Source organism: Acidovorax sp. 59, assembly GCF_002754175.1.
GTDB lineage: Bacteria > Pseudomonadota > Gammaproteobacteria > Burkholderiales > Burkholderiaceae_C > Acidovorax > Acidovorax delafieldii.
This window is the reverse complement of the sequence record NZ_PEET01000001.1, coordinates 507,342-520,952: the sequence shown is the minus strand read 5'-3', so window position 1 is coordinate 520,952 and position 13,611 is coordinate 507,342. Positions and strand designations below refer to the sequence as shown.

The window sequence follows — 13,611 nt, the reverse complement described above, 5'->3', positions numbered from 1 at the left end:
TTCAGCTCTGGGCTCTGATCAGCCGTCGATTATAGCCAGCGCCCTGTCAAGCCCATTCATCAACGATCCGGTGTTTTCCCCCATGAAATTCCAAGGCTCCCAGAACTACGTCGCCACCCAAGACCTGATGCTCGCCGTGAATGCGGCCATCACGCTGCAACGGCCGCTGCTGATCAAGGGCGAGCCCGGCACGGGCAAGACGATGCTGGCCGAGGAAGTGGCGCAGGCGCTGGACATGCCCCTGCTGCAGTGGCACATCAAGTCCACCACCAAGGCCCAGCAGGGCCTGTATGAATATGACGCGGTGAGTCGCTTGCGCGACAGCCAGCTCAACGACGGCGACAGCGCCGAGCGCGTGAAGAACATCCGCAACTACATCATCCAGGGCGTGCTGTGGCAGGCCTTCACGGCCGACCGCCCCGTGGCGCTGCTGATCGACGAGATCGACAAGGCCGACATCGAATTCCCGAACGACCTGCTGCGCGAAATCGACCGCATGGAGTTCTACTGCTACGAAACGCGTGAACTCATCAAGGCCAAGCACCGCCCGCTGGTGTTCATCACGTCGAACAACGAAAAGGAGCTGCCCGATGCGTTCCTGCGCCGCTGCTTCTTCCACTTCATCAAGTTCCCCGAGGCCGACACGATGCGGCAGATCATCAACGTGCACTTCCCCACGCTCAAGAGCGAGCTGCTCAGCGTGGCGATGAAGACGTTTTATGACGTGCGCAATCTGCCGGGCCTGAAAAAGAAACCCTCGACCAGCGAACTGATCGACTGGCTCAAGCTGCTGGTGGCCGAAGACATTCCACTCACCGCCCTGCAAAGCGCCGACAACAAGGTGGCCGTGCCCCCGTTGGTGGGGGCGCTGCTCAAGAACGAACAGGACGTGAGCCTGTTTGAAAAGCTGGTGTTCATGAACCAGAGGAACCGCTGAGTGAGCAACGGCAACAGCAACGACGACACCCGCCAGCTGCTGGCACACGGCGTCGCCGATGCCGTGGGCTTTGTGGGGGGCGCCCTGCTGGGCTTCTGGCTGGGCCAGCTGTTGGGGCTCGATATCTTCGCGCCCGGCTACGGCACCGGCAGCCTGGTGGGCATCGCCCTGGTGGGTATCGGTGGCGGCCTGGGCCTGCATGCGGCGCGGCGCTGGCAGAACAGCCGCCGCAGCCAACCGTCCAAGGATTGATGATTAGGGGATAGAGACCCATGGCTTTTGTAGAACCTGTCACGCTGCGCGATCGCGGAGTCCGCCTGGAGCCGCTGGCGCTGGCCCATGAAGAAGGCCTGCGGGCCGCAGCCGCCGATGGCGAGCTGTGGAAGCTGCGCATCACCTCGGTGCCCGAGCCGCAGGACACCCGCGGGTACATCGAAGCCGCGCTCAAGATGCGCGAGGACGGCAACCGCTTTCCCTTTGCCGTGGTGGAAGACGCCACCGGCAAAGTGCTGGGCTCCACCAGCTACCACGACATCGTGCCGGCTGTGAAACGCGTGGAAATTGGCTACACCTGGTACTGCCAAAGCGTGCAGCGCACCCACGTCAACACCACCGCCAAGCTGCTGATGATGGGCCACGCCTTCGACACGCTGGGCTGCCATGTGGTGGGCTGGCGCACCGACAACTACAACTTTGCGTCACAACGCGCCATCGAGCGCCTGGGCGCCAAGAAAGACGGCGTGCTGCGCGGCCACGCGCTGCGCCGCGACGGCACCATCCGCGACACGGTGATGTACAGCATGCGTGCCGGCGAATGGCCTGAGGCCAAGGCGCAGCTGCTATATCTTTTAGAGCGTCATGCGCAATAAACACTAGCGCTAGAGGCCCAAATCATGCTCATCGACTTCTTCTACACCCTGCGCTCGGCCAAGTTGCCCGTGTCGGTCAAGGAATACCTCACCCTGCTCGAAGCGCTGCAGGCCGGTGTGGTGGGCCCCAAGTCGGATGACGCGTGGAGCCTGGACGATTTCTACAACCTCTCGCGCCTCACGCTGGTCAAGGACGAGAAGCACTACGACAAGTTCGACCGGGCCTTCGGCGCCTACTTCAAGGGCGTGGAGATGGTGGCCGACTTCACCAAGCAGATCCCGACCGACTGGCTGCGCAAGATCCTGGAGAACGAACTCACGCCCGAGCAGAAGGCCGCCATCGAGAAGATGGGCTGGGACGAGCTGATGGAGACGCTGAAGAAGCGCCTCGAAGAGCAGAAGGAACGCCACGAAGGCGGCAGCAAGTGGATCGGCACCGGCGGCACCAGCCCGTTTGGCCACGGCGGCTACAACCCCCAGGGCGTGCGCATTGGCGGCGCGGGCAAGAACAAGAGCGCGGTGAAGGTGTGGGAGCAGCGCGCCTACAAGGACTACGACGACCAGCAGGAGCTGGGCACACGCAACATCAAGGTGGCATTGCGCCGCCTGCGCAAGTTTGCGCGCGAAGGGCATGAGCTGGAGCTGGACCTGCCCGACACCATTCGCAGCACGGCGGCCAATGCGGGTTACCTGGACATCAAGATGGTGCCCGAGCGGCACAACAACGTGAAGGTGCTGCTGCTGATGGACGTGGGTGGCACGATGGACGAGCACATCCAGCGTGTGGAAGAGCTGTTCAGTGCGGTCAAGAGCGAGTTCAAGCACCTGGAGTTCTACTACTTCCACAACTGCGTGTACGACTTCATGTGGAAGAACAACCGCCGCCGCTTTGCCGAGAAGTTCCCGACCTGGGACATCATCCGCAAGTACAACAAGGACTACAAGCTGATCTTTGTGGGCGACGCGACGATGAGCCCGTACGAGATCCTGCAGCCCGGCGGCAGTGTGGAATACAACAACGAGGAGCCGGGTGCCGAGTGGATCCAGCGGCTCACCCACGCCTTTCCCAAGTTTGCGTGGATCAACCCCGAGCCCCAGGGCGTGTGGCAGTACCGCCAGAGCATCAGCATCATCCAGCAGCTGGTGGGCAACCGCATGTACCCGCTGTCGCTCAAGGGGCTGGAAGAAACGATGCGGCTGCTGTCCAAATAGGCGCCGCAGCGGGGACGGATGCCTTGTGAGCATCTGTCCGACAGGGGGCGCTTCAGTTTCAGGGCATAGTCGGGGATGAATGGGACAGGCTGGCAGGCTTGTCCGCCCCCCATACGACCTCCCTGACATATCCTTCCGCGCCGTGCCTCTCCGCGTTTTGCGCTCCGCCACCGCTACCACCCCAACGCCGGCCCTGTGGTCGGCGTTGCTGCTTTCCGGCGCACTGTGCCTGAGCGGCTGCAGCCTGCTGCCACGGGCCGACGAGCCCACGACCGGTGACTCGCGCAGCGACATGGCCAGCACCGCAGCAGCCAGCGAAGGCACGGCGTCGTTTGACGTGGTGGTGCGCGCCCCCGACACGGTGCGCGAGACGCTGGAGCGCCACCTGGAGCTGCAGCGCTTTCGCCAGCTGCCCGACCTGCAGGCCAACGAGCTGCAGCGCCTGCTGGGCGCCACCGACGCCAATGCGCGGGAACTGCTGGGCACTCTGGGCTACTTCGCGCCCACCATCACCGTGGAGCTGACGGAGGCGCAGGAAACCGCCGGTACCCGCAAGGGCGCGCCCCGCACCGTCACTGTCACCGTGGAGCCCGGCCCCCAAACCCGCATTGCCCGTGCCGACATCACCGTGGCGGGCACCGACGATGCCGACAAAGACAACCTGGCGCGGCGGCAGCAGCGCCTGCAGCGCAACTGGTCCCTCGCCCCCGGGCAGCCCTTCACCCAGTCGGCCTGGGACAACGCCAAGGCCGACGGGCTGCGTCAGCTGCAGGCCCGACGCTACCCCACGGCCCGCATCGCCAACAGCCGGGCCGAGATCGATGCCGACCGGCAGGAAGCCCAACTGGGCGTGAGCTACGACCCCGGCCCCGCCTACCGCTTCGGCCCCTTGCGCGTGCAGGGCAGCCAGCGCTACGACAGCGACGGTGCGCGGCGCCTGGCGCGCCTGCCCACCGGTGCGGTGTATGACGAGGCCGACATGCTGGACGCCCAGCTGCGCCTGGCCAGCAGCGGCTACTACGACGCCGTGTTCCTCACGCTCGATACCGAAGGCACCGACCCGCAGGCCGCCCCCGTGGTGGCCCAGGTGCGCGAGGCCCCGATGCAAAAGCTGGTGTTCGGCCCCGGCTTCTCGACCGACAGCGGCGCACGCCTGTCACTGGAGCACATCCACAACCAGATGCCTGTACTGGGCTGGCGCGCGGTGACCAAACTCGCACTGGACCGCGAAACCAAGCTCGCCAACACCGAATGGACGGACCTCCCCAACGACAACGGCTGGCGCTGGTTTGCAGGCGGCCAGGTGCTGCGCGAGGCCACGGGCGACTACGACGTCAACAGCGGCCGTCTGCGCGCGGGCCGCAGCAAGAGCACCAAATCCATCGACCGCAATTATTTTTTGCAGTACGACTACGCCAACAGCCAGGGCCTGACCGACAACGCGCGGTCGCCCTCCGACACCAGCACGGCCCTGAGCATCAACTACGGGTGGACGGGCCGCTACTTCAACAGCCTCACCGCCCCCACCCGGGGCCATGGCCTGGCGGTGGAGCTGGGCCTGGGCACCACCCTTCGGCCAGAGCGCGATCCGTTTGTGCGCACCCTGGTACGGTGGCAGTCCTTCCTCCCCGCAGGCCGCGTGCAGGACGATGCAGGCATCGGCCGCAATGCCCGCGTGGCACTGCGGGCCGAGGCTGGCGCCGTGCTGGCGCGCGAGGGGGCGCAGATCCCCGTCACGCAGCTGTTTGTGACGGGCGGCGACACCACCGTGCGCGGCTATGGCTACCGCAGCATCGGCGCGCGCACCGACAACGGGCAACTCTATGGGGGCCGCTACCTGGCCGTGGGCAGCGTGGAGTGGCAGCGCCCCATCGTCTACCAGGGTGCCATGACCGACTGGGAAAGCACGCTGTTTGTGGATGCAGGCGCGGTGGCCGACAAGGTGGGTGACCTGAGCCCGCGCGTGGGCGTGGGTGCCGGTGTGCGCTGGCGCAGCCCCGTGGGCCCGCTGCAGGCCGACCTGGCCTACGGCGTCAAGACCAAGGAAGTGCGGCTGCACTTGCGCCTGGGGTTCAGCTTCTGATGGCAATGAACGCCCCGCACCTTCCCACACCCCGCGCCCGCGCGTCGGACTTCAGCGCAGGGTCCTCGTCGGCCCCACGCCCTCCCCCGCCCCGCGCGCCGCGCGTGCTGCGGGCTCTGGGCTGGCTGCTAGCGATCCTGGTGGCCCTGCTGCTGGCGGCCAGCGCGCTGTTGTGGTGGTGGGCGGGCAGCGGCACATCACTGGCCACCACGCTGGCCCGCGCGGGGCAATACCTGCCTGCCAACCAACAACTGGAAAGCCGCGATGTCAGTGGCTCGCTGCGCAGCGGCGGGCGCATTGGCTGGCTGCGCTGGAGCAGCCCCACCCTGGTGGTGGAAATGACTGACATCCGCCTGGGCTGGCAGCTGGCCCCCTTGCTGCAGCGCCGCCTGGAGCTGGGCGAGGTGCATGCCGCCCGCGTGTTGATCACGCCCCAGCCACGCCCCGCCGACACGCCCGAGCCACCGCCCACGCCCCTCACCGACCTGGTGCTGCCGCTGCAGCTGGGCGTGCCGTTCCGGGTTGACCAACTGCTGTGGGCCGGCCCCCCCGCCGTGGAGGCCCAGGGCCTGGTGGGCGACTACCGGTTTGATGGCCGCCAGCACCGCCTGAACATCGGCGCGGTAGAACTGGCCCAGGGCCAGTACAGCGCTCGCGCCACGCTGGACGCACAAGCCCCCATGGCGCTGGATGCCACCGTGGACGGCACCGTGCAAACCGCCGTGCCCGGGGGCGGTGCCGCGCTGCAGGTGGGCGCCCACGCCACGCTACAGGGCACGCTGGCCACCGCCGCCGCCCAGTTGCAACTGCAGGCACGCCTGAAGCCCGCACCAACCAGCGAAGCCGCCACACCGCCCGTGGCTGCGCCTCCCAGCAAACCGGGCGCATCCAAATCCCTGCCCCCACGCGCGACCCCTGCGCCTGCGGCCGAACCCATGCAGGCCGACCTGACCGCCACGCTGGCACCGTGGGCACAGCAGCCCCTGCAGTCTGCCAACGCCACGCTGCGTGCCGTCAATCTGACAGCCCTGTGGCCGCAGGCACCGGTCACGCAACTGCACGGCTCGCTGCAAGCCGGGCCGACATCCGGTGGCACAGGCACGGCAGGCTGGAGTCTGCAAGCCGCGCTGCGCAACGACCTGCCCGGCCCCTGGGACACCACCCGCCTGCCACTGACCGCACTGGACGCCAGCGCAAGCTACGACGGCATCCGCTGGACCGTGCCCAGCGCCACCCTGCAGGCGGGTGCGGGCAGCATCACCGCACAGGGCCACTACACCCCCGCCACCCATGCCCTGGAGGGCCAGGCCACCCTGCGCGCGCTGCGCCCCGACGCCCTGCACACGCTGCTGGCCGCCGCCCCGCTCTCCGGCCGCGTCACCGCACAAACCCAGGGCGACGCCGTGCGCTTCAGTGCCGACGTGCGGGCAGACACCGGCACGGCGGCGCGCGCTGCAACCGTAAAGACCCCGGGTGCAGCGGGTGCACCGCTGCGCATCAATACCTTCAGCGCACTAGGCACCTGGCAGGCCGCCGACGGCGGCACGGTGCGGCTGGACCGCTTGGTGCTAGACGCATTGCAGGCCCGTGTGGAAACCACCGGGCTGCAGGTCGCACTGGGCACGCAATCTGCGCAAGGCAAGGTCACCCTGGCAGTGCCCGGCGCCACCGCACGGGCACAAGGCACACTGGCCCCGCGCAGCGGCGCTGGCGACCTGCAGCTGCAGTGGGCCGATGCAGCACTCACGCAGCGTTGGCTGGCCGGCCTGCCCGTGGTGGGCACCTCCGTACAGCGCACTCTGCAAGGGGCCAGCGCCCAGGGCGCCGCACAGATCGCCGCGCGCTGGAAGGGTGGATGGCAGACGTTGACTGAGCAACTTCAGACTACCACCGCCAACAGCGCACCCGCCCGCAACCCCGACCGCTTTGATCTGCAGGCCACGCTGAGCACCCCCCAGCTGGACCTGTCGCTCCCGGCCACCACCAACGCCAGCGGCGGCACATCCGCCGGGCAAGCCCTGCAACTGCGCGCCTTCAAGGCCGAACTGGGGGGCAACCTGGCGCAGGCCTCCCTGGCGTTGACCGGCGAGGTTCGCACGCCAGCGCCCCAGGCCCTGCAGACCACGGTGCAGACCCGCCTTGCCAGCACCCTGGTGGGTGCCGGGCAGTGGCAGTTGCAGGTCAGCGAACTGCGCCTGCAGGCCCAGGCCGCCCAGCGCCCCGGGCCGTGGACGCTGCAACTGGCTGAGCCCCTGGGCCTGACCGTGCGCACTGGCGCCCCTACCCCTGGAGCCCCCAGGTCACCGGCCAGCAGGCGTGCGTCACCATCGCCCACCACCAGCGCCCTCAGCCTGCAGGCATCGGCCGGTCAGGCCCGGGTCACAGGCCCCTTGCCGGGCACCGTGACGCTGCGCTGGTCGCCGGTGCAATGGTCTGCCGCCACGGCATCCAACACCCCCCTGCGGTTGCAAACGCAGGGCACGCTGCAGGGCCTGCCCATGGCCTGGGTGGATGCGCTGGGCCTGGGCGAGACGCCCGCCGCCGCAGGCCGGCCCGCGCAGCCGCTGCTTGCGCGCATGGGCCTGGCCAGCAGCATCGTGCTCGACGGGCAATGGAACGTGGACACCACGGGCGACGCCCTGCGCGCCAGCGCCAGCCTGCGCCGCGCCAGTGGCGACCTGCGCATCCTGGCGGGCGATGCCACGGCCGTCACAGCGGTGCAAAGCAGCGGCCAGGGCACCGGCGTCGGAGCCACCACCGTGGTGGCGACTGCGGCCACGCCGCCTGCAGGTGCATCCAGCACAGCAAGCGCCCCAGGCACTCCCGCCGGTGTGCGCCAGGCAGAAATCACGGTCACCGCCGAAGGCGACACGCTGCGCGCGCGCCTGCTCTGGGCCAGCGACCGCGCGGGAGAGATCGACGCCACCGCCAGCACGCGCCTGGCCGCCGCCAACACCGCTGCCGCCATCACCTGGCCTGCCGATGCGCCGCTGGCCGGCACCTTGCGCGCCCGCCTGCCCGACGTGGGCGTGTGGTCTGCGCTGGCACCACCCGGCTGGCGCGTGCGCGGCACTCTGGACGCCAGTGCGACCTTGTCGGGCACGCGCGATGCGCCGCGCTGGGCGGGCACCCTGGGCGCCGATGACATGGCAGTGAGATCGGTGGTGGACGGCGTGGACCTGCAAGGCGGCCGACTTCGCGCCACGCTGCAGGGCAACCAGCTCAATATCACCGAGTTCCGCCTGCAAGGCGGGCGGGGCAGCAGCGCGCGCATCGCAGGCTTCAGCGGCAACCGCACAGCCGCCGCGCAAGACGGCGGCACGTTGACCGCCACCGGCCGCGTGGCCTGGGGCGACAGCGCCACTGCAGGCACGGGCCTGTCAGGCATCACCATGTCTCTGCAGGCCGAGGCCAAGGCCCTGCAGGTGCTGGTGCGTGCCGACCGGCAGGTCAGCGTGTCGGGCCAGTTGCAGGCCCAGTTGCAGCAGGGCCAGATCAGCCTGCGCGGCAAGCTCACCACCGACCGCGCCACCATCATCCTGCCGGACGAATCCGCGCCCCGCCTGGGCTCGGACGTGGTCGTGCGCTCCGCCGCCAAGGACCGCGAAGACCAGGCCAAGGCCCAGACCGCCGCCAAGGCCAACCAGGTGGCCGCGCAGGCAGAGACCGCCAAGCCGCCCGACATCGCCGTCACCCTCAACCTGGGGCGCGACTTTGCGCTGCAGGGCCAGGGCATCACCACCCGGCTGACCGGCGAGGTGGACATCCGCAGCAGCGCCGTGCCCGGCGCCCCGCCGCGTGTGACCGGCGAGGTGCGCACCGACCAGGGCCGCTACCGCGCCTGGGGCCAGATGCTGGACGTGGAGACGGGCCTCATCCGCTTCAACGGCCCGTACAACAACCCCTCGCTCGACATCCTGGCGCTGCGCCCCAACATCAGCGTGCGCGCGGGCGTGCAGGTCACCGGCAGCGCGCAGGCGCCACGCGTCACGCTGTATTCCGACCCTGAACTGCCCGATGCCGAAAAGCTGTCGTGGGTGGTGCTGGGCCGCAATGCCTCGGCCGGAGGCGCCGAAGCGGCCGTGCTGCAACAGGCCGCGCTGGCGCTGCTGGGCCGCAACGGCGGCCAAAGCCCCACCGCCAACGCCGCCAGCCGCCTGGGCCTGGACGAAATCGGTTTTCGCGGCGCCACCACGGGCGAAGACGCCAGCGCCGCCGCCCTCACCTTCGGCAAGCGCCTGTCCAAAGACCTGTACGTGACGTATGAGCGCAGCCTGTCGGGCACGCTGGGCACGCTGTACATCTTTTACGACCTGTCCCGCCGCCTCACCCTGCGCGGGCAAACCGGCGAGAAAAGTGCGGTGGACATCATCTACACCGTCAAATACGACTGAGGTCCAAGCGACCAGAGAGACAGCCGCGCGCCACTACAATGCGCGGTTGCCTTGCCTCCTCGTAGTTCAATGGATAGAACGAGTGCCTCCTAAGCGCTAGATACAGGTTCGATTCCTGTCGAGGGGACCAAATCAAAGGCCGCAAGCTTCCACATGCTTCCGGCCTTTTTCTTTTTCCCAATGGGAAGTAGCTTTGATTAGTGCGTGGATGTGCGCCGAAGTGTGCATGAATCCGGGGGTACATGGGGGTACATTTGGGGGTGCATTTGAAAAAAATGGGGGTACATAGTCCTGACACCCTCAAATTCAGCCATAGCCAACGGGCCCCCGATCAGATACGCACACTCTCAGGCGAAGCCCAGCAATACAACTCCCCGGGGAGAGTCCCGCAACGGTCCAGCAACGCGGCTCGAATTACCCGCGCTTTGGCTACCCCGGAAGGACCCGACGCACCGCCCCACTCCTGGCCATGCTTACTTACCTCTCACCAGCGGTCGGGACTAGAAATTTTGCGGGGCTCGAATTACCCGTATGCGAACCTCCCAGGAAGGACCCACGACACCCCGGCTGGCTGCAACCCTTCGGGGGGTTACCCCTTTTTTACCGGGGACACCGGGGACAAATGGGGAAACCGGCCCGCAACCCGCGCCAGCCTTGAAGAGTTTGTCCCCGGCAGCACCGGGGACAACAGCAAATCTGCCGGGGACACCGGGGACAAATGAATCCACGGACGTGCGCAATCGTCCAGCATTCCGGTCCATTCTTAACATAACCCCCCTAGGGAGAGTCCCGCAACAGTCCGAGAACGCGGCTCGAATTACCCGCACTGGGGGTAGCCAGGGAGGACCCAAGGCCAGGGGCTGCATGTGTCCACCGTCCACCGTCCACCCTTTTCAAACGCCATCCACTCGCGCACCAATGGGGCTCGAATTACCCTTGCCATGACCACCCAGGAGGGACCCGCCCAAGCCAGAGGGCGACAGTGCCATGGGTGCCCAGGCTCAGGTAGGGCACAGCAGAAACAGCAGGGGCCGCCCCCTTCCCCTTGGCACCAGATGCCGTAAACCCGGCATGGGCAGCGCGAAGGTAGCTCCCGCCCCCGCCCCTCACGGGCGGCACGGCATGGCTGCAGCCGCAGGGCAAACACACAAGGCCCTGGCAGGGCCACCGCTCACAGGTCCAGCTCGAAGATGGCCGGCGGTATCTGATAGCACCGCACCTTGCCAATGCCTGGCAGCCTGGTGCTGATGGTGTACCGGTCGGACTCCTTCACCGTCAGGCAACCATGCGCAGCCAACACACGGCACACCGCCACATGGTCGAAGCCCTGGCAGATTTCAGCCTTGAACGTTTCAGCCAGCACGAAGTATTCAAAGCTGACACCCTCACCCAGCATGGCGGGCATGCGCTCGCCATACTCCCGCTGGTGCTCGGGGTCGCTCTTGATGGGCTCGCCGTCTGCGTTCAGCATGCGCCGCACGCCGGCACGCTGCAGGGTCTTGGGAGCGTGATCATCTGCAGCCCGGTGCCACATGGCAAAGCGGCCATCACCGTGTGTCTCCAGGAAGCGGCGCACAGCCCGCAGCATGGCCACCACCTCACCATTGCCCGCCCCGCCACGTGCAGCCAGCCAGGCATCAAAGCAGGCGCGTGCACCGCGTGCGCTCTCGCCCGCTGGCCAGCCAGTCAGTCCGGCCTCGGTGGCCAGCTCGCCAGCCACCCCCACCAGCGCAAAGCGAGCCCCTACCCGCTCCACCTGACCCGATGCACCCTGCGGTATCCATTCACGGGCCAGGGCCTGCACAGCGGTGCGCAGGCGCTTGGGAAGGCCGTCGGCATGGGTGCAGGCCCATTCAACAAACGCACGGCCCGGTGCACCGTGGCACACCTGCGCCTCGCGGGCCAGATGGCTGGAGAACGCGGCACCACCCGCAAAGTCGTGCAGTTCCTCGAAGGCCCCCAGCCCCTTGCCTGCATCGGCCGGAATGTCTGCCATGCGCACCTCTTGCCCGGTGCGCGTGCGCTTCATGCCTTCGGCCATATGGTCAGCTAGTCCCAGCTCACCGGCAGACAGGAACAGCAGACGCCAGGACAGACGGGCACGCGGCGCACCGTTGCGGGTAGCGCGGGCCTTGCTCTGTTCATTGGCCAGCATGTAGGCACACTCCCCGGCCACCTTGCCCTCCACCTGCGCCAGCTCATCCAGGATCAGCAGTGAATCGCAGTGCTGCGCGGCGATGGCCTCCAGGGCGTTGTCTGTGGTGCGCCATCGCTGCATGTAGCTGGGGCCGCCGTACACGCTGGCAGCCAGGCGCAAGGCCGTGGTCTTGCCTGAGCTGCTGTCGCCCCGGATATGAAAGCCCCCGCTCTCCATGCCTGCGGGGCGCAGCAGCGGCCCCGCAAAGGCGCAGGCCACCGCAAACACCAGCCGGGAATTGCCCACGCACAGAGCCCCGATGCGATCACGCCAGGCGGCTGCATCGTGCTTCACGCGGAAGGTGTTCTCCATCTGGCTTTCGCTCTGGAACACGATGCGCTCGGCATCGTCGCCGATGGTCTCATGAGGCAGTACAAAGGCGCGACCGTGCCAGCCGATGCGGTCGGTGCAGCTCGCAAACTCGCCCGGCTGGCGGGTCTGGATGTACTGGGTCAACAGGTTGCGGGCTGCAGGTGATGGGGCAATGCGAAGCCCCATATTCAGCAGCGCGGCGCGGTATTCCCCACCATCACCAGACAGCATACGGGCTGGCATGGCCCATTGCTTGGGCTTGCCCAGCGGATCAGCAAAGGCCAGCAGGTAGCCCCAGCCTGCACCGTCCTGGTCACGGGTCAAGGCCTGCACATCGAGGCGGCTGCACACCCACTGCGGCGCCTTGGGTTGCCCCTCTTTGTCCACACCCGCATGCCATACGCCCGAATCGTTGACGGTGAAGGGGTCGAATGGGCGGCTGTCGCTGGGTGGCGCATGGCCACCGCCGTTGCCTCCATTGGCCCCGTGCGTCTCGCCTGCTGTGGCGCTCTGCGCGGCTCGCTGGGCGCGTTCGGCCTGCTCTGCCTGGTGAGCTGCAATGGCAGCCTCTACGCACGCGCCCACGGCCTGAAGCCCTTGCGCCTGGTGCATATCGTTGAAGTCGCTGCCGCCATCGGGCAGGCCCTCGGGGAACACTGCCAGCCCACGCACGGCACGGGCTGCGGCTTCGGCCTTCACTCGGCCGGTGTTGGTGCCGGTGCGGGCTTCGGTGGCGCGGTCATCGTCACCACACAGCACCAGCAGCGCGGCGTGGTCTTGCTGGCGCAGGGCCTTGGCAACGTGGGCCAGGTTGCCCGCATCGAAGGCCACAGCCACCGGGCGGCCGGTGGCCTGGTGCAGGCTGGCGGCCGTGGCGTAGCCCTCGGCAACCAGCAGCACCAGAGCCCCCGCAGGATCACCGCACCAGTGCCAGAGCCCGGACTTGCGCCCGCCCTTCAAAAACAGCTTGTCGGTGCCATCGGCCGGGCGCTCGGGGGCAATGCGCTGCAGGTTCCACAGAGCGCCCGCAGCGTCACGCAGGGGTACCAGCACGCAGCCATCGGCCGCAAAACGCACACCGTGGGCCTGTACGCCCTTGCGGGCCAGATAGGGACTGGCGCCGGTGTCGCTGGCCGCATCCCACTGCGCCACGGCGTCAACCGCTGCAGCTACGTGGGCAGCCCGCTGTCGGGTTTGCTCTGCCCGCTGGCGCTCTACCCGTTCGCGCTCACGCTGCGCCAGCACCTCAGGGCTCGGTGCTGCCGGGGCTTCGCTGGCTTTGGGCAGCACAAAGCCGTGCTCTTTGGCCAGGTGCAACAGGGTGCCAATGCCCACCCCACCGCCTGCCTTGATGCTGCGCCAGGTGCTGCGCGTGGCGCGTGGGTCATGGCCGTCTGCTGTGGCGCTCCATGCCTCGAACAGGTCTTGGCCGGTGGCGTCGGGAAACTCGCTTTTGATGGCCATGCCCACACGCGCCCATTCTTCGCGTGCCAAGCTGGCGGGGATGTGCGCCAAGGCGGCGCGGATCAGTTCTGGTGTGGGGGTCAACATTGAAGGGGGCACTCCTTGATTTCAGAGAAAGCTCCGTCATTGCCAAATGGCAGGTG

Annotated in this window: 7 protein-coding genes and 1 tRNA gene; 7 read left to right on the top strand and 1 reads right to left on the bottom strand. The window is 67.8% G+C overall.

The window, feature by feature from the left end; all coding sequences use genetic code 11:
- Nucleotides 1–82 precede the first annotated feature (82 nt).
- The 7 genes from CLU87_RS02410 (at nt 83) to CLU87_RS02380 (ending at nt 9,625) form a co-directional block, all read left to right on the top strand.
- On the top strand, nt 83–937 hold the full coding sequence (locus tag CLU87_RS02410) for a MoxR family ATPase (RefSeq protein WP_055401588.1): 855 nt from the start codon (nt 83–85) through the stop codon (nt 935–937).
- Nucleotides 938–1,189 (top strand): hypothetical protein, encoded by a 252-nt coding sequence (locus CLU87_RS02405; RefSeq protein ID WP_060985012.1) that lies wholly within the window; start codon nt 938–940, stop codon nt 1,187–1,189.
- Nucleotides 1,190–1,209: 20 nt separating this feature from the next.
- Nucleotides 1,210–1,806, top strand: coding sequence for a GNAT family N-acetyltransferase (locus tag CLU87_RS02400; protein WP_099729374.1), 597 nt, complete (start codon nt 1,210–1,212; stop codon nt 1,804–1,806).
- Between the two features lie 24 nt (nt 1,807–1,830).
- Entirely contained in the window at nt 1,831–3,018 is a 1,188-nt protein-coding gene (locus tag CLU87_RS02395; RefSeq protein ID WP_099729373.1) for a VWA domain-containing protein, read from the top strand.
- 142 nt (nt 3,019–3,160) lie between these two features.
- Nucleotides 3,161–5,101: an autotransporter assembly complex family protein gene (locus tag CLU87_RS02390; protein ID WP_233193687.1), complete on the top strand. Its 1,941-nt coding sequence runs from the start codon at nt 3,161–3,163 to the stop codon at nt 5,099–5,101.
- Nucleotides 5,101–9,495 carry a translocation/assembly module TamB domain-containing protein gene (locus CLU87_RS02385; RefSeq protein ID WP_369804285.1) on the top strand — a complete coding sequence of 1,465 codons (4,395 nt, stop codon included), beginning with the start codon at nt 5,101–5,103 and terminating at the stop codon, nt 9,493–9,495. The genes CLU87_RS02390 and CLU87_RS02385 overlap by 1 nt, the downstream gene beginning before the upstream one ends.
- Nucleotides 9,496–9,550: 55 nt before the next feature.
- A tRNA-Arg gene (locus CLU87_RS02380) sits at nt 9,551–9,625 on the top strand.
- 1,041 nt (nt 9,626–10,666) lie between these two features.
- On the opposite strand, the gene CLU87_RS02375 is transcribed toward CLU87_RS02380, so the two are convergent.
- A complete protein-coding gene (locus tag CLU87_RS02375) occupies nt 10,667–13,555 on the bottom strand; it encodes a DUF927 domain-containing protein (protein WP_099729370.1) in 2,889 nt (962 codons plus the stop codon).
- Nucleotides 13,556–13,611: the final 56 nt, after the last annotated feature.